The organism is Chryseobacterium sp. CT-SW4 (assembly GCF_048572715.1).
In the GTDB taxonomy this organism is placed as follows: Bacteria; Bacteroidota; Bacteroidia; order Flavobacteriales; family Weeksellaceae; genus Chryseobacterium.
This window is the reverse complement of the sequence record NZ_CP183840.1, coordinates 677,237-701,283: the sequence shown is the minus strand read 5'-3', so window position 1 is coordinate 701,283 and position 24,047 is coordinate 677,237. Positions and strand designations below refer to the sequence as shown.

General features: G+C 36.1%; 23 protein-coding genes, 1 tRNA gene and 1 pseudogene. 15 read left to right on the top strand and 10 right to left on the bottom strand.

Annotated features, from left to right (window positions below; genetic code table 11):
• The first annotated feature begins 65 nt into the window (after nt 1-65).
• Nucleotides 66-959, top strand: coding sequence for a mechanosensitive ion channel family protein (locus tag ABJ974_RS03080; protein WP_419869921.1), 894 nt, complete (start codon nt 66-68; stop codon nt 957-959).
• Nucleotides 960-1,021: 62 nt separating this feature from the next.
• Here the strand turns inward: ABJ974_RS03080 and sucC are convergent, their stop codons facing one another.
• The 3 genes from sucC to ABJ974_RS03065 form a co-directional block, all read right to left on the bottom strand.
• Nucleotides 1,022-2,212, bottom strand: coding sequence for an ADP-forming succinate--CoA ligase subunit beta (gene sucC, locus ABJ974_RS03075; RefSeq protein ID WP_419869920.1), 1,191 nt, complete (start codon nt 2,210-2,212; stop codon nt 1,022-1,024).
• A gap of 229 nt (nt 2,213-2,441) precedes the next feature.
• Nucleotides 2,442-2,828, bottom strand: a complete 387-nt coding sequence (locus ABJ974_RS03070; RefSeq protein WP_419869919.1) for a DUF423 domain-containing protein — start codon at nt 2,826-2,828, stop codon at nt 2,442-2,444.
• Between the two features lie 33 nt (nt 2,829-2,861).
• Nucleotides 2,862-4,190: a hydroxymethylglutaryl-CoA reductase, degradative gene (locus ABJ974_RS03065; protein WP_419869918.1), complete on the bottom strand. Its 1,329-nt coding sequence runs from the start codon at nt 4,188-4,190 to the stop codon at nt 2,862-2,864.
• 148 nt (nt 4,191-4,338) lie between these two features.
• Here ABJ974_RS03065 and ABJ974_RS03060 point away from each other — a divergent pair, with 148 nt between their 5' ends.
• From ABJ974_RS03060 to gap, 5 genes are all read left to right on the top strand, one after another.
• Complete coding sequence (locus tag ABJ974_RS03060; protein ID WP_419869917.1) at nt 4,339-5,598, top strand: putative DNA modification/repair radical SAM protein; 1,260 nt, start codon at nt 4,339-4,341, stop codon at nt 5,596-5,598.
• Nucleotides 5,599-5,914: 316 nt separating this feature from the next.
• On the top strand, nt 5,915-6,673 hold the full coding sequence (locus ABJ974_RS03055) for a TIGR03915 family putative DNA repair protein (RefSeq protein ID WP_419869916.1): 759 nt from the start codon (nt 5,915-5,917) through the stop codon (nt 6,671-6,673).
• Between the two features lie 70 nt (nt 6,674-6,743).
• Nucleotides 6,744-7,616, top strand: a complete 873-nt coding sequence (locus ABJ974_RS03050) for a DUF4846 domain-containing protein (protein WP_419869915.1) — start codon at nt 6,744-6,746, stop codon at nt 7,614-7,616.
• Between the two features lie 83 nt (nt 7,617-7,699).
• Nucleotides 7,700-8,686 (top strand): 6-phosphofructokinase, encoded by a 987-nt coding sequence (gene pfkA / locus ABJ974_RS03045; protein ID WP_419869914.1) that lies wholly within the window; start codon nt 7,700-7,702, stop codon nt 8,684-8,686.
• Between the two features lie 32 nt (nt 8,687-8,718).
• Nucleotides 8,719-9,723, top strand: coding sequence for a type I glyceraldehyde-3-phosphate dehydrogenase (gene gap / locus ABJ974_RS03040; protein ID WP_419869913.1), 1,005 nt, complete (start codon nt 8,719-8,721; stop codon nt 9,721-9,723).
• A 63-nt stretch (nt 9,724-9,786) separates the two neighbouring features.
• Here gap and ABJ974_RS03035 read toward each other — a convergent pair whose 3' ends face one another.
• Complete coding sequence (locus ABJ974_RS03035) at nt 9,787-10,149, bottom strand: hypothetical protein (RefSeq protein ID WP_419869912.1); 363 nt, start codon at nt 10,147-10,149, stop codon at nt 9,787-9,789.
• A 112-nt stretch (nt 10,150-10,261) separates the two neighbouring features.
• Here ABJ974_RS03035 and ABJ974_RS03030 point away from each other — a divergent pair, with 112 nt between their 5' ends.
• The 4 genes and pseudogenes from ABJ974_RS03030 (at nt 10,262) to htpG (ending at nt 15,665) form a co-directional block, all read left to right on the top strand.
• A complete protein-coding gene (locus tag ABJ974_RS03030; RefSeq protein ID WP_419869911.1) occupies nt 10,262-11,059 on the top strand; it encodes a response regulator transcription factor in 798 nt (265 codons plus the stop codon).
• A 52-nt stretch (nt 11,060-11,111) separates the two neighbouring features.
• Nucleotides 11,112-12,308, top strand: a complete 1,197-nt coding sequence (locus ABJ974_RS03025) for an oxygenase MpaB family protein (RefSeq protein WP_419869910.1) — start codon at nt 11,112-11,114, stop codon at nt 12,306-12,308.
• A 170-nt stretch (nt 12,309-12,478) separates the two neighbouring features.
• Nucleotides 12,479-13,480: a recombinase RecA gene (recA, locus tag ABJ974_RS03020; protein ID WP_419869909.1), complete on the top strand. Its 1,002-nt coding sequence runs from the start codon at nt 12,479-12,481 to the stop codon at nt 13,478-13,480.
• A 292-nt stretch (nt 13,481-13,772) separates the two neighbouring features.
• Nucleotides 13,773-15,665: pseudogene (gene htpG / locus ABJ974_RS03015) on the top strand (molecular chaperone HtpG).
• Between the two features lie 270 nt (nt 15,666-15,935).
• Here the strand turns inward: htpG and ABJ974_RS03010 are convergent.
• Nucleotides 15,936-16,643, bottom strand: a complete 708-nt coding sequence (locus tag ABJ974_RS03010) for a GLPGLI family protein (protein ID WP_419869908.1) — start codon at nt 16,641-16,643, stop codon at nt 15,936-15,938.
• Between the two features lie 160 nt (nt 16,644-16,803).
• Nucleotides 16,804-16,956, bottom strand: a complete 153-nt coding sequence (locus ABJ974_RS03005) for a hypothetical protein (RefSeq protein WP_419869907.1) — start codon at nt 16,954-16,956, stop codon at nt 16,804-16,806.
• A gap of 130 nt (nt 16,957-17,086) precedes the next feature.
• Between ABJ974_RS03005 and ABJ974_RS03000 the strand changes: the two genes are divergently transcribed.
• The gene (locus tag ABJ974_RS03000) at nt 17,087-17,470 is read left to right on the top strand and encodes a helix-turn-helix transcriptional regulator (protein WP_419869906.1); all 384 of its coding nucleotides are present in this window, start codon (nt 17,087-17,089) and stop codon (nt 17,468-17,470) included.
• Nucleotides 17,471-17,483: 13 nt separating this feature from the next.
• Here ABJ974_RS03000 and ABJ974_RS02995 read toward each other — a convergent pair whose 3' ends face one another.
• On the bottom strand, nt 17,484-17,780 hold the full coding sequence (locus ABJ974_RS02995; RefSeq protein WP_419869905.1) for an MGMT family protein: 297 nt from the start codon (nt 17,778-17,780) through the stop codon (nt 17,484-17,486).
• 115 nt (nt 17,781-17,895) lie between these two features.
• On the opposite strand from ABJ974_RS02995, the gene ABJ974_RS02990 reads away from it, so the two are divergent.
• On the top strand, nt 17,896-18,870 hold the full coding sequence (locus ABJ974_RS02990; protein ID WP_419869904.1) for a deoxyhypusine synthase family protein: 975 nt from the start codon (nt 17,896-17,898) through the stop codon (nt 18,868-18,870).
• A 215-nt stretch (nt 18,871-19,085) separates the two neighbouring features.
• Here the strand turns inward: ABJ974_RS02990 and ABJ974_RS02985 are convergent, their stop codons facing one another.
• The 3 genes from ABJ974_RS02985 to ABJ974_RS02975 form a co-directional block, all read right to left on the bottom strand.
• Nucleotides 19,086-19,466, bottom strand: a complete 381-nt coding sequence (locus ABJ974_RS02985) for a GreA/GreB family elongation factor (protein ID WP_419869903.1) — start codon at nt 19,464-19,466, stop codon at nt 19,086-19,088.
• Between the two features lie 346 nt (nt 19,467-19,812).
• A complete protein-coding gene (arfB, locus tag ABJ974_RS02980; protein ID WP_419869902.1) occupies nt 19,813-20,205 on the bottom strand; it encodes an alternative ribosome rescue aminoacyl-tRNA hydrolase ArfB in 393 nt (130 codons plus the stop codon).
• A 7-nt stretch (nt 20,206-20,212) separates the two neighbouring features.
• Nucleotides 20,213-21,229: an AMP-binding protein gene (locus ABJ974_RS02975; protein ID WP_419869901.1), complete on the bottom strand. Its 1,017-nt coding sequence runs from the start codon at nt 21,227-21,229 to the stop codon at nt 20,213-20,215.
• Between the two features lie 98 nt (nt 21,230-21,327).
• On the opposite strand from ABJ974_RS02975, the gene ABJ974_RS02970 reads away from it, so the two are divergent.
• The 3 genes from ABJ974_RS02970 (at nt 21,328) to ABJ974_RS02960 (ending at nt 24,013) form a co-directional block, all read left to right on the top strand.
• A tRNA-Gln gene (locus tag ABJ974_RS02970) sits at nt 21,328-21,398 on the top strand.
• Between the two features lie 139 nt (nt 21,399-21,537).
• The gene (locus ABJ974_RS02965; RefSeq protein WP_419869900.1) at nt 21,538-23,076 is read left to right on the top strand and encodes an Eco57I restriction-modification methylase domain-containing protein; all 1,539 of its coding nucleotides are present in this window, start codon (nt 21,538-21,540) and stop codon (nt 23,074-23,076) included.
• Between the two features lies 1 nt (nt 23,077).
• Entirely contained in the window at nt 23,078-24,013 is a 936-nt protein-coding gene (locus ABJ974_RS02960) for a BsuBI/PstI family type II restriction endonuclease (protein WP_419869899.1), read from the top strand.
• The last annotated feature ends 34 nt before the right edge of the window (nt 24,014-24,047 follow it).

The following is a 24,047-nucleotide window of genomic DNA, read 5'->3' as shown; positions in this document are numbered from 1 at the left end:
AAATTTAGTAGACTTTTTGAAACTGGCAAAATTTTTGTTTATTATTTATTTGTTAATTTTATTTTATGGAGAAAAATGGTTTAAACTATCTCGATGTGGTTTATCGGGTGTTAGAGAATTGGTACGTAAAATTTGCTGAAATTACACCTAAACTTATTGTGGGAATTTTAGTTTTTTCATTCTTTCTTTTTACCAGTAAATTCTTAAGTAAAATTTCAGTTAAATTACTTCACAAGCTTTTTCCAAAGACCAAGAAAGAAAGTTCATTGGTAACGCTGATAGGGGTATTCAGGTTTATCATCATGCTGATGGGAACCTTTATTGCACTGGAAATTATGGGATTCAGCGGTTTCCTATGGAAATTTATCGGTAGTTTAGGGGTTGCCGGGGTAATTGCCGGGGTAGCTCTGAAAGATCTCGTTTCCAGTATTTTCTCAGGAATGCTGGTAGGGATTGATAAAGCTTTTAAAGTAGGTGATTATGTAAATATAGGAACCAATTCAGGAACGGTTGCGGAAATAGGCTTTCTGACCACTAAAATTATATCCGATGACGGTAAAAAAGTTTATATCCCCAACCAGGTTATATTCAATGCGCCGTTTTCCAATATTACGGCTTCCCCTCAAAGAAAAATAATACTCAATTTTGAAATTCCTGCCGACGAGGATATTGATAGGGCCCAAAAAGGAATTCTGGAAACTATTAAAGATTTGGATTTTGCAGATAAGCAGGATGGAGCAGAGGTAATTTTCACCAATCTCACCCAGGGAATATTTAATCTTCAGGCCAAATTCTGGATGAAGGTAGGAGCGAATATCGTACAGGCGAAAAGTGATTCTTATTTAAAAATAAAGCAACGGCTGGATAAGGACAATATTCATCTAGTAACGCCTACAAGTATAAATATTACAAATACTACAGGTACAGATACTCCCGCCACTGATTCTAAAATTCAATAAATATTATTATATAAAAAAGCCCGCTAAAGCGGGCTTTATTTTTATTCTTAGAAAATCAGCTGTTAAGCTAAAACTTCTTTTACTTTGTTTGCAGCTTCTTCAAGAGTAATAGCAGAGTGAACATTAAGACCTGATTCATCAATGATCTTTTTAGCTTCTACAGCATTAGTTCCCTGCAGTCTTACGATAATAGGAACCGGAATGGATCCCATTGCTTTATAAGCATCTACAACTCCCTGAGCTACTCTGTCACATCTTACAATACCTCCGAAGATATTAATTAAAATAGCTTTTACGTTAGGATCTCTAAGGATGATTCCGAATGCAGTCTGTACTCTCTGTGCATCTGCAGTTCCTCCTACGTCAAGGAAGTTAGCAGGGTTACCTCCTGAAAGTTTGATAATATCCATTGTTGCCATAGCCAAACCAGCTCCATTCACCATACAGGCAACGTTACCGTCCAGTTTTACGAAGTTAAGACCCGCTTCACCCGCTTCTACGTCGATAGGATCTTCTTCTCTCGTATCTCTTAATGCCGCCAAATCTTTGTGACGGAATAATGAGTTATCATCTAAAGTTACCTTTGCATCAACAGCAATGATTTTATTGTCAGAAGTTTTTAATACCGGGTTGATTTCGAAAAGAGATGCATCAATTCCTGTATACGCATTGTAAAGGCTTGAAATAAATTTAACGAATTCTTTAAATGCATTTCCTTCAAGACCTAAATTGAAAGCAATTTTTCTGGCCTGGAAACCTTGTAATCCTAAAGCAGGATCAATCGTTTCTTTATGGATTAAATGAGGAGTAACTTCAGCAACATGCTCGATATCCATACCTCCTTCCGTAGAGTAAACTACTGTATTTTTACCTTGAGCTCTATCTAAAAGAATGGAAACATAAAACTCTTTAGTTTCAGTTTCTCCCGGATAATATACATCCTCTGCAATCAAAACAGAATTCACTTTTTTACCTTCAGCGGATGTTTGTGGAGTTACCAATTGCATTCCGATGATGTTCTGTGCGTTTTCTTTTAGTTTGTCCATATTCGGAGAAAACTTTACACCACCTCCTTTACCACGTCCACCTGCATGGATCTGTGCTTTTACCACCCAGCCCTGAGCTCCGGTTTCAGCAGTAAGTTTTTCGGCAGCTGCTACAGCTTCATCCACATTATTCGCTACAAAACCACGTTGTATTGCTACACCGTATTTTGATAAAATCTCTTTTGATTGATACTCGTGAAGATTCATATTATTTTTATTATTTTATTTTCAAAATTTTACAGATTTACAAATTTACTAAAAAGACGTGGAAGTTCAAGATTCTGAGTCTAAAAAATGAAATTAATCCCCCGGGCTCTTTTAAAATATATTCAAATTCCGGATAGAATCTATAATATCTTCCTTGTTAAAACAGAGAATAATTCAGATACTCTAAAATTAAGAGTTACTTTAGCTTTATTTTAAACTTCGAGAATAGTTATAATCTTCCTTTAGCAAAATAGAAGATCAGCATTCCCCAGCTTAAGATCATCAGTGTACCTCCCAGCGGTGTAATAGGTCCCAAAAATTTGAGATTGGCTCCCAGACTGTCCTGAAGGCAAAGTAAATAAATGCTGAAAGAAAAAAGTAGGGTTCCTGCAATCATTAAAATAGAAATCCATCTTTCAGAAGAGGTTTCAAACTTTAAAATATAGCCTACAATCAACAGATAAAAAGCGGCATACATCTGATACCTAACTCCGGTTTCAAAACTTTCAAGTCTCTCCACGGATAATATTTTTTTCAAAGCGTGGGCTCCGAACGCTCCAAAAATCACAGATAAACAGCCATAAACAGCTCCAAAAACTAATGTAATTGTTTTCATTTTAAATTCTTCTAATTCTAGATTCAAATATTTTTACTGACCTCTCATACGGTTAAATTCACTGATTACTTCATGATGCGTAACCGTCTTATTTTTAAAATAATTCACAAAATACTGCTTTTCATCTTCCGTAGCTCCCATCTGATTCAAAATATTTAAAAGGTGCATTTTCATATGTCCTTTCTGAATTCCTGTTGTAACAAGAGAACGCAAAGCAGCAAAATTCTGAGCCAGTCCGGAAACGGCTAAAACACTCATCAATCCTTGTGCAGATGGCTTTCCAAGCAGGGCTAAAGAAAATTTAACCAATGGATGAAGATTAGTCAGGCCTCCTACAACTCCTACAGAAATCGGAAGATCTATCCAAAACCTGAAAATTCCGTCATCCGTCGTACAGTGAGTTAATGACCTGTACTGCCCGTCTCTGGCAGCATAGGCATGCGCGCACGCTTCAGTAGCCCTGAAATCATTTCCCGTTGCAATGACTACCGCATCTACTCCATTCATCACTCCTTTATTATGCGTGGTTGCACGAAAAGGCTCTATCTCGGCAATCGTAACAGCCTGTTTAAATTTCCAGGCAAATTCTTCCGGGGCAATTCCACTGTCATCTTTCAAATCTTCAATAGGACATGAAACCTCAGCTCTTACAATACAATCGGGCGTATAATTGGAAAGAATATTCATTACAATCTGTAAGGAGTCCTTCTCTTCCTGGGTAAATTCTTCCTCTTTCGCCACTTCTTCTCTAAGGGTTTTCCCAAATTGCTCCAGACAGGAATTAATAAAGTTCGCCCCCATGGAATCTACCGTATCAAAGCTTGCCTTCAACTGATAATAATGAGGAAGATCTGCTGTTTTATCAATTAAATGGATATTCAGGATGCCTCCTCCTCTGTTTCTCATATTGGCAGTGATTTCTTCCGTTGCCTCCAGCAATTTCTTTTTCAGTTTAAAATTAAAAAAATGCTGAAGTTTATGAGGTTCTCCTTTAAAGATAAAATGGGTATGTCCTAACTTTTCGGTATTGATAATAGTCGTTTTAAAACCACCTTTATCCAGCCAGAACTTAGCGGATTTAGAAGCTGCAGCCACTACGGAGCTCTCTTCTACCGCCATAGGAAGAGCATAGAGTTTTCCGTCAATTAAAAAATTGGGAGCAATTCCATATGGCATATAAAAATTGGAAATGGTATTTTCCGAAAATTCTTCGTGAAGTTTCTGAAGATCAGCATCTTCATTCCAATATTGTTTTAATATATTTTGATATTCCTGGTTTCCGTCAAGATATTCAGTAACAAGCCAGTCAATTTTCCCCTGTTTATTCAGCTTTGAAAAGCCTTCTATCGGCTGATGATTCATAATATAACTTTAATGCCCGTAAATATAATCATTTTATAGCGTTAATTTGTTGATAACTTTCTCTAAAAAAAGAGTGATATTTATCAATTTTGGAACTAATTTTGAACTGAAAAATTTAAATTAAAACAACAAGTTTTTTTCTACTAAAATGAATTTTGACCGCCTTAAAGAAAAGCTGGAAATCCTTGCTGATGCAGCGAAATATGATGTTTCGTGCTCATCCAGCGGGGGTAGCCGGAAAAATAAGAAAGGGGCTTTAGGAGACAGTTCCGTAAGCGGGATTTGCCATACCTATACTGAAGACGGACGATGTGTTTCCCTTCTCAAAATTCTTTTAACCAATCATTGTATTTATGATTGTGCCTATTGTGTTTCCCGAAGCTCAAACGACATTAAAAGAGCTGCTTTTACAGTTGAAGAAGTTGTTGACTTAACTATTAATTTTTATCGGAGAAATTATATTGAAGGCTTATTCCTAAGTTCCGGTATTTTCAAGAATGCCGATACCACCATGGAACGCCTGGTAAGGGTGGCCAAAAAGCTCAGACTTGAAGAAAACTTTAACGGATATATACATTTAAAATCCATTCCCGGTGCCAGCGACACACTTATGCAGGAAGCGGCCCTGTATGCAGACCGGTTATCCATTAATCTTGAGATCCCTACCGAAAGTGGCTTAAAGCTACTGGCTCCTGAAAAAAACAGACAGGACATGATCAATCCTATGCGGTATATCCAGCATGGAATTGAACAATATAAGGACGAAAAGAAAGTTTTAAAAAAGGTTCCCAAGTTTGCCCCTGCAGGACAGTCCACCCAAATGATCGTAGGAGCAACCAATGAAAATGATTTACAGATTATAAAAGTAGCAGACCATTTTTATAAAAATTTTAATCTGAAAAGAGTCTACTATTCCGGATATGTTCCGGTCCTGGAAGATAAAAGACTCCCTGCATTAACGGCCGAAGTGCCCATGCTAAGAGAAAACAGACTCTACCAATCCGACTGGCTCATGAGATTTTACGGCTTTAAAGCAGAAGAAATTTTAGATCCAAATATTCCGTTTCTTGACCTTGAAATTGACCCCAAATTAAGCTGGGCACTCAGACATTTGGATCAGTTTCCTGTTAATTTGCAAACGGCAGATTATCAGATGATTTTACGGATTCCGGGTATCGGAGTAAAAACTGCTAAGAAAATTGTGAGTGCAAGAAGGTTCCAGGTGTTGACGATTGATCATCTTAAAAAGTTAGGAGCAGCCGTCAACCGTGCCAGGTACTTCATCGATTTTAACTCCGGGAATGCTTATCTGAGATACCTCACTGATAAAAATTTACGAAAGCTGTTGATCGGAGGCAGCCATTCCAAATTTCATAATCAGTTTTCCCAACAGCTGACTCTTTTTTAAATATGCCCTTAAGCCGTTTTTAACAAAGTATGTAAATGTCATTCAGAACGGAGCAAAGCGAAGTGAAGAATCTGTTAGTACGAAGAGACCGCCATCACTCAAAATAACAATAGAAAACAAAATAATTTAAAAATGAGAAAATAATAAAGACTTTAAATCATGAGATTCTTCACTGCGTTCTGAATGACAAGGACAATCATTATAAATAAAAAATAATGTTTGAATGCTTACCAAAAGCCTAGCTGAGATTCTTCAGTTCGCTTTGCTCCGTTCTGAATGACAAATACCATCTTTATCCAATACAATTAAATAAACAATGATTACTTTACTCTATGACGGCAGTTTCGACGGACTTTTAACCGCGATATTCGAAGTTTTTGAATACCGCTATAAAGACGTGGAAATCATCAGCAAAGAAAAATTCCATCAGGAAAATATTTTTGCGGAAATTCATGAAGTGATCACACAGCCTGATAAGGCGGAACGCGTCTTAGTTAAATTAGAACAAAATATCGGAAAATCAGGAATCCAGGAACTTTTAAAAGTTTATTTATCTGAAGATCCGGAACTTGAAGCACTTATATTATCCGCAATAAGGCAATCCATCCGCCATCCTCAGGAAAATATACTTCAGAATTATGCCGATAATGATATATTAAAAATCTCTAAAATAAATAAATCAGTAAGCCGGGAAAGACATAGAATGACAGCTTTTGTCCGCTTTGAAAAAATGCAGGACGGCGTTTTTTTTGCTAAAATAGATCCCGACTTTAATGTATTGCCCTTAATAAGAAAGCATTTTAAAGACAGATATCAGGATCAGAAATGGATGATTTACGATCTCAGGAGAAATTATGGAATTTTGTACGATCTGGAAAACTGCGAATTCTTTTATCCTGAAGAAAAAATTGATCTGCATCGGTATGATGAGAAATTTCACGATGAAGAAAAAAACTATCAGACGCTTTGGCAGCGATATTTCGTGAAAACCAATATTGTGGAAAGGAAGAATTTAAAATTACATATCCAGCACGTCCCGAAAAGGTACTGGAAATATCTGACTGAAAAACGGTAATTTTTTATCCCAAAGATTTCTTTTTCCCCTGATTGAAATTTTGGATATTTGTAAACCATTTCCAGCCCATATGAAAAAACTGATCTCGGGTTTTGTAATCCTGCCTTTTATTCTAAACTGTAATAGCGACAAGTCCTCAACTCCTCATCCAAGAGATCGCATGAGTAATAATCCTGCCGGGAATACAATTCTTATTGATAAAGATAAAAGCACGATCAGGCAAAGATTTTCTCCACCTGAAAATTATGAATGGATAGAGGAACCACCGCATTCATTCGGACAGTTTATTGAAAGCTTCCCTCTTAAACCTTATGGAACAAAAATTTTAAAGTATGATGGCACACCGATTATCACCCAGCACCTTCATGAAGCGGTTTTGGATATTGATACGGGAACCAAAAATCTGCAGCAATGTGCCGATGCTATAATAAGGTTAAGAGCCGAATATTTATATCAACACAAAAGGTTTAATAAAATAGAATTTCATTTTACAAGCGGAGACCTGGTGAAGTGGAATGATTACAAAAAAGGAATACGGCCTATCGTTTCGGGAAACTCCGTACGCTTTCAGCAGGCAGCAGGCTTTGATGACTCTTACGCCGGCTTTCGGAATTATCTTGACCTCATCTTTAGTTATGCCGGTACCATTTCCCTGAATAAAGAAACGAAACCCGTGACTCAGACCTCAGATTTAAAGACAGGTGATATACTGATTACCCCCGGAAGTCCCGGCCATGTAGTTTTTATTGCAGGGGTCTGTATGAATAAAGAAGGTAAAAAGCTTTTCCTGCTGGGGGAAGGATTTACTCCTGCACAGTCTATTCATCTGCTTTCGAATCCTTTTGATAAAAATATTTCGCCGTGGTATGAGCTGAATGTCAACAGTTCGGAAACCAAAACTGCAAGATATTTTTTCAAACCTACAAATTTTAGAAGTTTTTAATCATTTATATTCAAAACTCTTATAAACATACTACGATAATCTGAACTTGTTTTTGTAAATTTGTGTTCGAAACTTTTTAACAGATGAAAGAGAGTGCTGTAAAAAAAATTGCAGTTCTTACATCAGGAGGAGATTCTCCGGGTATGAATGCAGCCTTAAGAGCGGTAGTAAGAACCGCCAACTATTATAATATAGAATGTTTTGGAGTGAGAGAAGGCTATAATGGTCTTATCAATAATGATTTCCTGAAAATGGGAGCTCGTTCCGTTAAAAATATAATCAACCAGGGAGGTACTATTCTCAAATCCGCCCGATCCCTTGAATTCAAAACCAAAGAAGGCAGACAGAAAGCCTATGACAATTGCTTAAAGCAGGGAATTGATGCTTTGGTGTGTATCGGAGGTGACGGGACTTTCACAGGGGCGAAGATCTTCAATGAAGAATTCGGGATTAAAGTGATCGGAGTACCGGGTACAATCGATAATGATATTTTTGGTACTGATAATACGATCGGATATGATACGGCTCTTAACACCGCTATGGAAGCGATTGACAAAATCCGTGATACCGCAACTTCCCATAACAGGGTTTTCTTTGTGGAAGTCATGGGACGTGATGCAGGTTTCATAGCTTTGAACAGCGGATTAGCAACAGGAGCGCTGGATATTTTAATTCCAGAAGAAAAAGACAGCCTGGAAGATCTTTTTGCTAATTTCAGAAAAACTGAAAAAACAGGAAAAGCATCCAGCATCGTAGTGGTAGCTGAAGGGGAAACTCTTGGAAGCATCTATGATATCGCCAATAAAACGAAAGATGAATTCCCTGAATATGATATCCGTGTAACGGTATTGGGACATATCCAGAGAGGAGGCTCACCAAGCTGTGCAGACCGCGTTTTAGCCAGCAGACTGGGATACGGTGCAGTTATAGGGCTAATGGAAGGAAGAACCAACGTAATGGCAGGAATGCGCTCCAACGATCTGGTGTATACTCCGATAGAAGAAGCAATTAAAAAACATAACGAAATCAATAAAGACCTTTTACTGATTTCAGAAATTTTAGCAATATAAAATAATTTAATATAATTTAAAAAACCAATATTATGTCAACAATTAAAGTAGGTATTAACGGGTTTGGTAGAATTGGTCGTCTGGTATTCAGAGCAATGACTGAGAGAGACAACATTGAAGTAGTAGGAATCAACGACCTTATCAATGCAGAATACATGGCTTACATGTTAAAATATGACTCTGTACACGGAATTTTCCCAGGAGAGGTATCTGTAGAAGGTAACGATCTTGTGGTAAACGGTAAAAAAATCAGAGTTACTGCAGAAAAAGACCCTAACAACCTAAAATGGAATGAAGTAGGTGCTGAATATATCGTAGAATCTACAGGTTTATTCCTAACTAAAGAAGCGGCCCAGGCTCACATCAACGCAGGTGCTAAAAAAGTGATCCTTTCTGCTCCATCTAAAGATGACACTCCAATGTTCGTAATGGGAGTAAATCATAAAGAACTTACAGACGATATTAAAATCTTATCTAATGCGTCTTGTACTACTAACTGTTTAGCTCCTTTAGCTAAAGTAATTCATGATAATTTCGGAATTGCTGAAGGTTTAATGACAACAGTACACGCTACTACCGCTACTCAAAAAACAGTAGACGGTCCTTCCATGAAAGACTGGAGAGGTGGTAGAGCTGCACTTAACAACATCATCCCTTCTTCTACAGGTGCTGCCAAAGCAGTAGGTAAAGTAATCCCTTCATTGAACGGTAAATTAACAGGTATGTCTTTCAGAGTACCTACTGTAGATGTTTCTGTAGTTGACCTTACGGTAAGACTGGAGAAATCTACTTCTTACGATGAAATCTGCGCTGCTATAAAAGCTGCTTCTGAAGGAGAATTAAAAGGAATTTTAGGATATACTGAAGATGCTGTAGTATCTCAAGATTTCGTAGGAGATAAGAGAACTTCTATCTTTGATAAAGATGCCGGGATCATGCTTTCTCCAAATTTCGTGAAACTTGTTTCATGGTATGATAACGAAATGGGGTATTCTAACAAGTTAGTAGACATGCTGGTTCATTCTGCTTCTTTATAAGAAAAGCCTTTAAACAATATGGAAGCCTCTCAGAATTGAGAGGCTTTTTTATTGGGTCATCCATTAAGGAATGATCTGTACTAAAATTTTACTGTCTGAAGAATAGCAGTTTACAAAAGAATTATTAAAGAAAACTTTCCCGAATGCAGGCATAGCAACCTTCCCAGTATAAGTATCAACACCATTTATAAATATTTTAAAGTTAAAGGCTGTATATGCACCTGTTTTACTGATCACTGTAAAATTATTATTACAAGTATGCTGCCCTCCAATCACATCATAGGAAAATTCAAAATCATGCAGATTTTCACCCGCAGTATTAAATACATTAATGAGAGCATAAGAATTATTAAAATTCTGGGCATAACTTTGCACCGTATATATTAGAAATAGTAATAAACACAGTTTTGTGAGGAATGTTTTCATAGCCTTAAAGTTTTTGGTTTACACAAAGCTACAACTCCATTCAGCAATATAAAATACCACAATAGGGGGATTTTTTTAATGAAATTTGAGTAATTTTATAAAAACTTCAACCATGAACAGAAAACTTCCTGCCTATGCAAAAAAACCGCATCCGCTTATAAAAGTGTGGAATGACTATCCTGAAATACTCCGGAATACCAATACTTTATTACCTACTCCTTCTATTGAACATATTATCGGAGAAATTTTCGTTCCGGGACAATTTTACTATTATGTCATTAATTTCACGAACAGTACCCTATATAATCACCATGAGAACATCCTTATCATGCATGGGTTGATCAAATATCCGGCTCATCTTAAAGAGATTACAGATCTTATACATCCTGACGATATTGAATTTGTAATGGAAGCTGAAAAAATGTGCATAGAAAAGATAAAAGAAATCAACGGCTTTGATTATCTGCAAGATCTCAAATCCAGTTATTGCTTTCGGATGAAAACCTCTAAAGGTAATTATGAACTGTTTCACCATCAGGCATTACATACGTACAGGGACCAGAGTGGAAAGCTCCTTCAGTCCGTTAATATTCATACTAATATTGAACATATCACCCATCAAAATTCCTATGTAGTCCTGGTTTCAGGAATTAACGGCAGAAAAGATTTTCATCAAATGCAATGGCCAAGATATTCTAAAGACATCCAGCCACTACCCGCGATCTTTACTAAAAGAGAAGTAGAAATCCTTACTTATATTGCAAAAGGGCATTCGGCCGGGAGAATATCGGATCATTTAAATATCTCTGAAGAAACAGTACGTACGCACAGAAAAAATATTTTAAGAAAGTCTCATTGTAAAAATTGTTCAGAGGTTGTAAAAAAGGCTTTTGAATGGGGATATCTGTAATTCATCAATAATCCGGTTCATAAAATCTTTCAAAACTCGTATTTTTACCTTAATGGAAAGAACAATGATACAACCCTATTTTAAAGATTCTCCACATTTCAAAGATTTTTGGGCTCAGAGCAACGGAAAAAAGCTTATTGATTTTTCAGGTGCTGAAGTGAACTTTAATCATTTTGAAAAGTTTGCTCCCTATTATTTCCATGTGGATAAAGCTGGTGATCAGGTTGTGAAAGATATTTATTTTACTAAAAAATTTCAGGAAGCCTCCAGAGAAATTGAAGGTTATATCCGGAAAGGTATTTCAGCTCATGATCCCGTTCCTGAGAGTGTAAAGCAGCTTTTCCTACCGATTCAGCAAAAACCGGAATGGCTGGATGATAGACTACTGAAAAGCGGTGCAGAACTCTGTATGAGAAGCAATCTGGATTCTCTGATCTCCTTGCGGGACTACTGTCTCATGGGAGGTTATGATTATGCTTACCTCAACAAACCTCTTATCGCTACGGAAGCCTTGAAGAAAGGAGCTGTAAAACGACTTTCAGAAACACTGGACTTTTGGGTGAATGTCACCCGGTATAATGCTCTTGATGTTCACGGCAAAGGATACGAATTTGCCATAAAAACCCGACTGATCCACTCTTACGCAAGGCTTTCCATTAAGAAACACTATCAGGGATGGGACACCGAAAAATGGGGAGAACCTATTAATTCATGGGACATGATGGCAACGTATATAGGCTTCAGTCTCGTATTCCTGCATAGTCTTCATAAACTTGGAAACAGGTTTTCGGAAGAGGAGGAAAAAGGAATTTTTCATCTTTGGAAATATGTGGGCTATTTATTAGGTATTCCTGAAAACCTTTTACCTAACGATAAGAAACAAGCTACTGAATACTTTTACCTGTGGACATCCATTCAGCCGCCCTCTGATAGAGACTCTGTTCTTTTAGCTCATTCGCTGCTCAATGAATCCCTGGAAAATCCTATTCTCAGATTTAAGTTTCAAAGAAGACTTTTAAGGTATCTTCATATCAGCTGTACCTGGTTTTTGCTGGATGATGAGGTTTGTGAACGGCTGCAAATTCCTAAGGTCCCCTTTAAATACGGTTTTCCAAAAACAAAGAGATTTTTTAATGCCATGTATGATCAATGGGTAAAAAGAGAGACCCGAATTAAAAGAGGAAATAAAGACCAGCTGAAAGTATTGGAAGATTATCATAGAATCACACAAAACTCCAATTTTCATTAATTTTAAAGTTAAAAATGAAAGGCGTTCTTCACTTTGCATACACTTCGTAATGAATGACATGAGGAAGTAAAATTAATTTATTTTCTCGTCTCAATTTCATTATATCTAATTGAAATAATATTGGTTTTTGATATTTAATTTACGTATTTTTGAAGAATATTTTTATAGAAATGAGTAACATTGAAGATAAGAAAAAAGCACTGGCACTAGTGCTTGACAAACTAGATAAAACTTACGGAAAAGGAACTGTAATGACATTGGGAGATAATGCTGTAGATAATACAATCGAAGTAATTCCTTCCGGATCATTAGGACTTGACATCGCTTTAGGTGTAGGAGGATATCCAAGAGGAAGAATCATTGAAATCTACGGACCTGAATCTTCCGGTAAAACCACTTTAACCCTTCATGCTATTGCTGAAGCTCAGAAAGCAGGAGGAATTGCAGCGTTTATTGATGCGGAACACGCTTTCGACAGAACATATGCGGCTAAATTAGGTATCGACCTGGAAAACCTTATCATCTCTCAGCCGGATAATGGTGAGCAGGCATTGGAAATTGCCGATAATCTTATCCGTTCGGGAGCTATTGACATCGTTGTTATCGACTCTGTAGCCGCCCTTACTCCAAAAGCTGAAATTGAAGGTGAAATGGGAGATTCCAAAATGGGTCTTCATGCAAGATTGATGTCCCAGGCGTTAAGAAAGCTAACTGCTACGATTTCCAAAACCAAATGTACGGTGATCTTCATCAACCAGCTGAGAGAAAAAATCGGGGTTATGTTCGGAAATCCTGAAACGACTACGGGTGGTAATGCTTTGAAATTCTATGCTTCGGTAAGAGTGGATATCAGAAAGGCAAGTGCTCCTATCAAACAGGGGGATGAAGCAATCGGAAGCCGTGTGAAGGTGAAAATTGTGAAAAATAAAGTAGCTCCTCCTTTCAAGCAGGCGGAATTTGATATTATGTATGGGGAAGGAGTTTCCAAAACGGGAGAAATTCTGGATCAGGCTGTGGAACTGGGAATTGTGAAGAAAAGCGGTTCATGGTTCAGCTATGAAGAAACTAAATTGGGACAGGGTCGTGATGCGGTAAAAGATGTATTAAAAGACAATCCTGAATTGGCGGAAGAACTGGAAAATAAAATTAAAGAGGAATTGAAGAATAAATAATTTCTTTTTCTGAAAATATGGAGGGACGGCTTTTAAGCCGTCTTTTTTTTATTTATCTCGCGGATTGGGCAGATTTCGCAGATGATTGGGGATATTTTCATGAATGCTTTTTTTGGGAAGGGAGGGATTTTTTTGGGGAAGCAGTGAGGGTAAGTGGGCGTGTTATTATTATTTTTTTTTTGATATGGGTAGATTTCTGGTTGTGGAGGGACTGTGTCAATGTGTCAGTTTCTTTTGGATGGTATTTTTTTTGAGAAAAATGAAGTAGAAAACATTTAAAATCTATAATACTATGACTAAAGGAAATATTAATGTTTCAGTGGAGAATATTTTTCCGCTTATTAAAAAATTTCTTTACAGTGATCACGAAATATTTTTAAGGGAATTAATTTCCAATGCCACAGATGCCACTTTAAAATTAAAGCATTTAACCAGTATCGGAGAAGCCAAAGTAGAATACGGCAATCCTCAGCTGGAAGTTAAGATCAATAAGGATGCTAAAATCCTTCACATTATCGATCAGGGAATCGGTATGACCGGAGAAGAAGTAGAAAAGTATATTAATCAGGTTGCTTTTTCAGGCGCTGAAGAGTTTTTGGAAAAGTATAAGGACAGCGCTAAAGATGCAGGGATCATCGGACATTTCGGTCTTGGATTCTATTCTGCTTTTATGGTAGCTGATAAAGTTGAAATTATAACCAAGTCTTATAAAGAAGGGGAGCCTGCAGTGCGATGAATCTGTGACGGAAGCCCAGAGTTTACTCTTGAGGAAACTACTGAAAAAACCGAAAGAGGTACGGAAATCATTCTCCATATCGCAGAAGACTCCACAGAATTTCTCGAGGAAACCAGAATCCGTGAATTATTATTGAAATATAATAAATTCATGCCGGTTCCTATTAAATTCGGGACCAGAACCCACACACTCCCTCTACCGGAAGACGCACCTGAAGATGCCGTAGCGGAAACTGAAGAAGTCGATAATATTATTAACAATCCTACTCCGGCCTGGACCATTGCTCCCAATGAACTGTCCAACGAGGATTATATGAAATTCTATCATGAGCTGTACCCTATGCAGTTCGAGGAACCTTTATTTCATATCCACCTGAATGTTGATTATCCATTCAATCTTACCGGAATTTTATTCTTCCCTAAGCTGAGCAACAATTTAAATATTGAAAAAGATAAAATTCAGTTATATCAGAACCAGGTATTCGTAACGGATGAAGTAAAAGGTATTGTTCCTGATTTTCTAATGCTTCTTCGCGGAGTCATTGATTCACCGGACATTCCATTGAATGTTTCCCGTTCTTATTTACAGGCGGACGGAGCGGTAAAGAAAATATCTTCTTATATCACTAAAAAAGTAGCGGATAAAATGGCTTCTCTGATCAACGAGAACCGTGAAGATTATGAAAAGAAATGGAACGACATCAAAGTAGTTATAGAATACGGAATCATCACAGAAGATAAATTTGCTGAAAAGTCTGAAAAATTTACTTTATATCCAACGACTGAGGGGAAATACTATCTTTGGAATGAATTGACGGATAAGATCAAGCCATTACAGACGGATAAGGACGGTAATCTTATCATTCTTTATGCTACGAATGCAGATGAGCAACATAGCTATATTCAGGCTGCACAGGATAAAGGGTATGAAGTTCTTCTTTTGGACTCCCCTATTGTTCCTCATATGATCCAAAAGCTGGAGGCTTCCAAAGAGAAAGTATCTTTTGCACGTGTGGACGCAGATCACATCAATAATTTAATTAAAAAAGACGAACCTGTCATTTCAAAACTGAATGATACCGAAAAGGAATCATTGAAAAAAGAAATTGAAGAAGCTGTAAATGATACCAAATTCACAGTACAGCTTGAAGATTTAGACAGCAATGATGCTCCGTTCACTATTACCCAGCCGGAATTCATGAGAAGAATGAAAGATATGCAGGCAACCGGTGGTGGCGGCGGAATGTTCGGAGGCTTCCCGGAAATGTATAACCTGGTGATCAATTCCAACAGTGATTTTGCCAATCAGGTTTTAAAAACGGAGAATGCTGATGAAAAGAACAGCATGATAAAATATGCTTTGGATCTTGCCAAGCTTTCCCAGAATTTACTGAAAGGAAAAGATCTTACAGACTTCATTCAACGAAGTTATAAACAACTGGAAAAATAAAATAAAAGCGTGGATGGTTTCCACGCTTTTTATTTTTAATTAGCCTTACAAAATATAAAAACGGCTCAGTTTAAACCAAGCCGCTCCCGTCTATTTATTTCTCCGCCACTCCAGAAAAACAATGATCATAATGAGAATACAACAAATGATCTGAAGAAATAATAGACCGTCATCTTTGTCAAATACCTGAATTACAAGGATGACGAATAAAAGTAAATAAGCTTCATTCTTCATATATAGTGCTTATCTTTTATTAATATTATGGATAGATTATTCCTTTTCAATAGGGTTGAATGGAACATCCAGCTTCTTATTTTTTCTTATATTATCCATTTGAGCCCTGGATAATTTTTTTCTTTTTGTAAAGCTGATATCGGTATCATATAAAATTTCTTTAGGCTGATTGATTACTTGTAAAAGCTGATAATGAAAATGGTATTTATCATCATATACTTCCAGAATTAAACCCGGCAAGCCTGAGAATTTGTAGGGTCCGTCAGGAATTGAAATGGCCGGCGTATACCAGGCTGTATAACTTCTTCCCCGAAAATCGGTTTCCGCTTTATAACATTCATACCCCAGGATTGTTTTCTTTTCGCCAATTAACTTCCATTGCATATCGGGCTGAGGTTCACGATACCCCAGTATTATTTTATCTACCCTTTCACTGTAGGTAATCCCCGAGTTTTTAAAATTTTTAAATATCACATGATTTACTCTAAACATAGGCATTGAAAGCAATTGTGAATATTTTTGACTGGCTAGGACTGAGTCTATCTTATATTTTCTCTCATCCTGAAACACGGATTGGCCGTCACCTATGTATAAGCCCACCACTTCTTTACTGATTTTATTTTGTGCAGGATCCTGCCGGAACCGGAAACTGTAAATAGCCTGCAAATGTGAATGGAAGGTAATTTTTTGTGAAAACGACAGGGAAAAGCAAAAGAGTATCAAAATTAAATACACTTTTTTCATAAAGGTTCATTTAAATGTTAAAAACAAAGGCTGCCCCAAGGACTGAGACAGCCCCCAATTGTTATTTTTTTGCTATGATGATTGTTTTCACTTTATCATAAGAATAATGGAGCTACTCAACTTCATAATCTACTCTTTACCCTTACTCAAGTAAAACAAATTAAGCCATATAATTGCCATTTTCCATTATATACCTCACTGAGGAAGATTCTGATTCACTGTCATTTATATTTTTCGCATGATTAGTTTCCAACGAAGGCACTGATATCCATTCTAAAATTCCAAATGCTAATAAAAATAAAAGTTTTTTCATGATTAATTTTTTAATATGTTCTTTCAAAACTATCAATTTTAAATCTACAATTGGTGAATTAATATTGCAGATTTCTTGTATTTTTTATGTACATATTGTACATTTTTTTTGCATATTTGTAAAAAAAAACATGCAAAAGGAGAAGCTACGTACCATTAGAAAGAAAAAGGGATATACGCAACAACAAATTGCAGATGTAATTGCTACTGATGTTTCCAACTACAGCAGAAAGGAAAGTGGTGATGTAAAGATCATCAGGGATGAATGGGAAAAGATCGCTTCGTTTTTAGAGATTCCTATGGAAGAGATCTACGAGGAAGAAGATGGACAGGTAATTATTAATAATGATCATCCGGTTTTTAATGACAGTTCTTCATCTGGGTATTTCCATCATTATAATAATACTACTATCCCTTTAACTATCGTAGAAGAACTTCAGGATTACATCAAGCTTCTGAAAGAAGAAGTACAAAGACTAAAAGAGGAAAATAAATATTTAAAGGAAAATAAGTAGCCAGATTATTTATTTAAAGCTCCTGCAAAGGATCCCAAAACAGTTTTTTAAAATTCTTTATCCTAAAATTTTCCATGATGATACCTTCGGCCTGCAGCCGGGGAAGAAATTCTTTTACCGATAAAGTTCCGGAACTGGAAACCACACGGTGCGCCGGCACATCTTCGGGACAGCCTCCCATTGCCTTTCCTACATGCCGGGAATGGTTAGGATAGCCTACCGCTTTTGCTATTGCTCCATAGCTCGAAACACGGCCTTTGGGAATAAGGCGCGTGATTTCATATACCTGCTGCTTAAAAATTTCGTCCATATTCCAAATGTAAATACTTTTTTACTAATCACCAAGTCTTTCAGAAAGCTTAAAAACACAGCTATTCACTCTGCAGCCAATCTATTAAATTGTTATCTTTGCAAAAATCAGAAACATGAACAAACCTATTACTGAATTCATAGAGAAATATTATCTGCATTTTAATGCGGCTTCATTAGTAGATGCTTCCAAAGGCTATGTAGCTCACCTGAAAGAGGGCGGGAAAATGATGATCACTTTGGCAGGAGCAATGTCCACTGCGGAATTGGGAAAAATTCTGGCAGAGATGATCCGCCAGGACAAAGTGCAGTTCATTTCTTGTACTGGAGCGAACCTTGAAGAAGATTTAATGAATTTAGTGGCTCATTCCCATTATGAAAGAGTACCTCATTACAGAGATCTTACTCCACAGGATGAATGGGCTCTATTAGAAAAAGGATTAAACAGGGTTACTGACACCTGTATTCCTGAAGAGGAAGCATTCAGAAGGTTACAGAAACATATTTATGAAATCTGGAAAGATGCCGAAAATAAAGGAGAACGTTATTTCCCACACGAATATATGTACAAAATGCTTCTATCAGGAGTTTTAGAGCAGTATTATGAAATCCCGAAAGAAAATTCATGGATGCTTGCTGCAGCTGAGAAGAACCTGCCGATCGTAGTTCCGGGATGGGAAGATTCCACTATGGGTAATATCTTTACATCTTACTGCATTAAGGGAGATTTAAAGCCTTCTACCATGAAATCCGGTATCGAGTACCTGGCTTATTTAGCAGATTGGTATCCAAAAAACAGTGGTGGAAAAGGAGTCGGATTCTTCCAGATAGGAGGAGGAATTGCGGGTGACTTCCCAATTTGTGTAGTTCCGATGTTGTACCAGGATTTGGAGATGCATGATATTCCTTTCTGGTCTTATTTCTGCCAGATCTCTGATTCCACAACTTCTTATGGTTCTTATTCGGGAGCTGTTCCGAATGAAAAAATTACCTGGGGAAAACTGGATATTCATACCCCGAAATATATTGTGGAGAGTGATGCTACGATTTGTGCACCATTGATGTTCCAGTATATTCTTGAAAATTCTTAAAGAGTTTTTACTTTAAATATAAATGATCCCGGGGGTATTCCCTGGGATTTTTTTAGCGAAAAACTTATTTACCCATTTTGGTTTATAATTCAATTTTGAGATTTCTCGCTGCGCTCGAAATGACAAGGTAGAGATAGTTGGAAAAAATGGGGACCGCCCTATTCACTGTTTACAAAAAAAGCTGTCTCAATTATGAAACAGCCTTCGTGTAAAAATTAACCTTGCCAAGCCTCAACATTTAAAATCTCTATTTTTCTTTCTCCATCTTTGAAAGGCCATTCGATAATATCCCCCACTTTATATCCTACAACTGCCAATGCAATATCTGATAGAATGGAATATTTATTTTTTTTAGGTTTTGCTCTTGTAGAAGCCACAAAAATATATTCGTGTTCAAAATCCTGCGTATGATCTTTAAGAGTCACTTTACGGTCCACAGTCACTATATCAGCCGGAAGATCTCTTCTTAATACCTGCTTCGCTCCTTTCAATTCTGCTGTAAGCTTGTTTTCCTCTCCGATACTTACCTGTTTTCTTCTAAGATGTTCTTTTATCGCATCGTATATACCTGTAGTTACTATAATATTATCTGACATTTTATGATTTTTTTAATGGTAAAATGATGGAATTTATTTATGATCCAGCATAGAAATACAATGACTTACAGCCATCTTTCCATGAAAAATTCATCAAAATTGTAAAGTTTATATGTGCAGTCCCCTGTCCTGAATCCCGACAGGGCCTAAGAAATAAAGTCTTTAGAGCTTTTTAAAAAAGAATCAGTATGCAAATAAAACAATGATAACAACAGTCCCGAAAAACGATGCCTTGCGGATAAGAAGTTTGAAGTTATCATGATAATTTATTTTGTGTTTAACGGGACTAAGATACAGAATAAGTTGCTATAAAACAAAGATCGACATAAAAGAATATTACAGCCTGCTAATAGCGGAATTTACGATTTTCCTTTTTTTCGGAGATTTTCTTTTTGGTGTCCAGTCTTTTTTCTTTTTGGGTTTTGGAAGGCTTGGTTGCGATCCTTTTTTTGGGGATAATTATTGCCTTATTGACAATGTCCGTTATTCTTTCCACTGCAGCATTTTTATTCATCAACTGAGTCCTGCTTTCGGATACGGTCAAATATAAGAACCCTTCAGCATTAATCCTGTTTTTAAGCTTTTCCAGAATTAAAAGTTTCTGCCTTTCACTAAAAAACTGGGAATCTTCTACTTTCCAAAGTACTGTCACGGATGTTTCCACCTTATTCACATTCTGTCCTCCTGCCCCGCTGCTTCGGGAAGTTTTGAAAATCAGTTCTTTTGAAAAGTCTTTCACGGCAAATTTAGTTTTTATTAATAATCAGTTCCAGCAATTCCCTTCTATTTACTTTACCATTGGGAGTTCTGGGAATCCGGTCTACAAAAAAAATATCTTTGGGCTTATGAAAACTCTTTTTAAAATTAATCTTCATAATAACTTCCCTCATCTTTCCAGTTTCCTCTCCTTCTATTACAGCTATCAATTTCTGACCCAAACTTTCATCTTTTATTCCTAAAAATACGGTTTCATTAGAAATTTCTTTTTTCACCAATGCTTCAAGCTCCTCGGGAAATATCTTGGCTCCTCCGGAATTAATTACATTATCAACTCGTCCCAAAAACCTGAACTGTTTTTCATCTTTAATCTCTACGAGATCATTGGTGTGCAATTTCTCATCATTTACATTGGGAGCCATGATGGTGAGACAGCTTCTTTCATCCTTTGAAATTGATACATTTTCAAAAACGGTAAAATAATCTTCCGGCTTGGGAGTTAATTGTTTCAGAGCGATATGAGAAAGTGTTTCCGACATCCCATAGGTTTCATAAATATGGGTTGTAAGCCCCGAAATTTTTCTTTTGAGACTTTCGGATACGGCTGCTCCCCCGATAATCAGGTTTTTAATCAGGTGAAGTTTTTCCAATGAGTTCTCCACCTGTAACGGGGTCATCGCACAAAAATCCACTTCGGTTTCCAAATCCTTTAAGGGGTGTAGTGATAAATCAGCTACTCTCAGCTTCAATTTTCTTTCTATAGAACGTACCAGCATCATCTTCCCGGAAATATATTCCACGGGAAGGCATAATACTGCGATATCTCCTTCTTTCAATTCCAAAAAATTACAGGTCATCACCGCAGAATTCAACATTTTCTTTTTTTCTATTTCAAAGATTTTCGGCTGTCCGGTAGAGCCCGAAGTCTGCACTTTCACCGTTGGAGTTCCGGACTCCCATTCTTCTAAAAAATTTTTGATTTTTTTTTCAAATTCCGTCTCAGGATTTAATTCCTTAATTTTGAGATTTTTAAAATCAATTACCATAATCAGCAGCCTTAAAAACTGAAGTAAATTTAAAAAAAAATTCAGAAAGCTCTTGTTTGGAAAGAAAAAAATTGTAAATTTGCACCACTCAAACAAACAGACCCATGGTGTAGCGGTAACACTACTGATTTTGGTTCAGTCATCTGGGGTTCGAATCCCTGTGGGTCTACAAATAATGAATTAACCACTTGATTTTCAAGTGGTTTTTATTTTTCTAGTCAATCACTAGTCAATATGTTTATTTCGTGATCCATTTTACAATATTGATCTTTTAAACCTTTACCATCAAATTTATTATCTTTGCGACTATGGTACAAAATTTAAATATTGATCCCATAAATAATGAACTACCTAGTATTTTTGCAGATAGATTGGGTATTATATATGCAAAGCAAGTAAATTTAAAGCATAAAAAAGATTATGGACAATTTTTTACTCCTACCTCTATTGTCCAACTTATGGCCTCATACTCTAACTTTTCAGGAACTTCCGTTAAAATTTTAGACCCTGGGTGTGGGACCGCAATATTATCTTGTGGATTAATTGAACATTTGATAAATACTTCAAATATCAAAGTAATTCATTTAGTTACATATGAAATAGATTCTGAAATAATTCCATTTTCTAAAATAGTATTAGAATACCTTAAGTACTGGTTATTAAAAAAAAATATCAAATTCAAATATACATTAAACAATAAGGATTTTATTTTATCTCATGCTGAAGCTTTAAAAAAAAATTACACGGGTGATAAATTCAATATCATAATATCTAATCCTCCTTATTTTAAACTTTCTAAAAATGACAGTCGAACTAGAGTAGCAGTAGATCTTGTAAGTGGCCAACCTAATATTTATTCTCTATTTATGGGAATTGCAGCAAATCTTTTATCTGAAAAGGGCGAACTAATTTTTATCACACCCCGAAGTTTTGCTTCAGGTAATTACTTTCGTGCGTTTCGTAACTTATTCTTCAATACTGTTCAAATAGATAAAATTCACTTATTTGATTCTCGGAAAGATACATTTACTCGCGATAATGTTTTACAGGAAACTGTGATTATTAAAGCTACAAAAATAATAATTAGCCCCAATAAACCAGTTCTCCTTTCTTCAAGCAGAGGAATTAATGATATTTTCACTCCAAAGCTTAGGTATTATAATTTTTCGGAACTCATTGATATGGAATCAAAAGAAAAAATTCTCCACATTCCCATCAACGAAAAAGAAGAAAATATTATGCAATTAGTTAAGCGTTGGAAAAATACACTCTCTGATTATAATATACAAATATCAACAGGACCTGTTGTTTCTTTTAGAAGTAAAGAATATTTAAAAGAAAATTATGAAAAATCTTTGGCACCTCTTTTTTGGCTTCACAATGTAAATAAAATGGTTTTAGAGTGGCCACTAGAATTAAAAAACAAAGAGCAATTCATTGAAGCTGGTCTTAATACTAAATCTATTTTAATTCCTAATAAAAATTACATTTTACTCAGACGGTTCAGTACAAAAGATGACAATAGTCGCCTCATTGCGGCACCCTATTTCTCTAATTATATAACATCAAATGTGATTGGTGTTGAAAATAAGGTCAATTATATTTATCGAAAAAATGGGTATCTAGAAAGAAGTGAAACAATAGGATTATGTGCTTTATTAAACAGTCATCTGTTTGACACTTATTTTCAAATCTTTAATGGCAATGTCAATGTAAGCGCAACCGAATTAAGAGAAATGAAACTCCCTCCACTAGAAATTATCAAAAATATTGGAAATAAAATTATACTTTCCAATGATTATTCAATGCAAAACGTTAATTATATTGTAAACAAATTACTAAATTAAAATGAGTAAAATAAAAGAAGCACAAGAAATATTAAAAGCACTAGGCTTGCCCTCTCCGCAATATAATGAAATGTCAGCCTTAACTTTCCTTGCCATCTGCAATATTAAAGAAAATGATAATTGGGCAGATGCTAAAAGAATTAGTTTAGGTGTAACAAAAGGAATTATGAATTTTGTTAATGAAAACTATGGAAAGGCATATGCTCCAAATACTAGAGAAACATTTAGAAGACAAGTTTTACATCAATTTGAGCAAGCAAGAATTGTTGATTACAATCCAGATAATCCTACTCTGCCCGTAAATAGCCCTAAAGCTCATTATGCCATCACTTCTGAAGTATTAAATGTTGTCAAAAATTATAAAACAGATAATTGGGAAACAGCCCTAAATAACTTTATTGAAATAATTGGGACACTTTCTGATTTATATCTTAAACAAAGAGATATTAATTTAATTCCAGTTAAATTACCTAATGGAGATATTCTAAAATTGTCTGCTGGAAAACATAATGAAGTACAGGCTGCTATAGTTGAACAATTCGCTCCAAGATTTGCCAACGGTGGAACTTTGCTATATTTAGGAGATACTGCAAAAAAAGATTTGTTCATAAACAAAATTGCATTGAGGCAGCTAGATATTCCAATTGATCAACATAGTAAGCTTCCTGATGTTGTAATATTTGATAAAGAAAGGAACTGGTTATTTCTAATTGAAGCTGTTACATCACATGGTCCAGTATCTCCAAAACGTATAATTGAATTAGAAGACTTTTTAAAAGATTGTAAAGTTGGCAAAATATATGTTACGGCATTTCCTAATATGACAGAGTTTAAAAGACACTCTAATAATATCGCTTGGGAAACTGAGGTTTGGCTGATGGACATTCCCGATCACATGATACATTTTAATGGAGACCGATTTATGGGTCCAAGGTAAACTCAAATATAACAATTAGCATCCAGGCTATTTA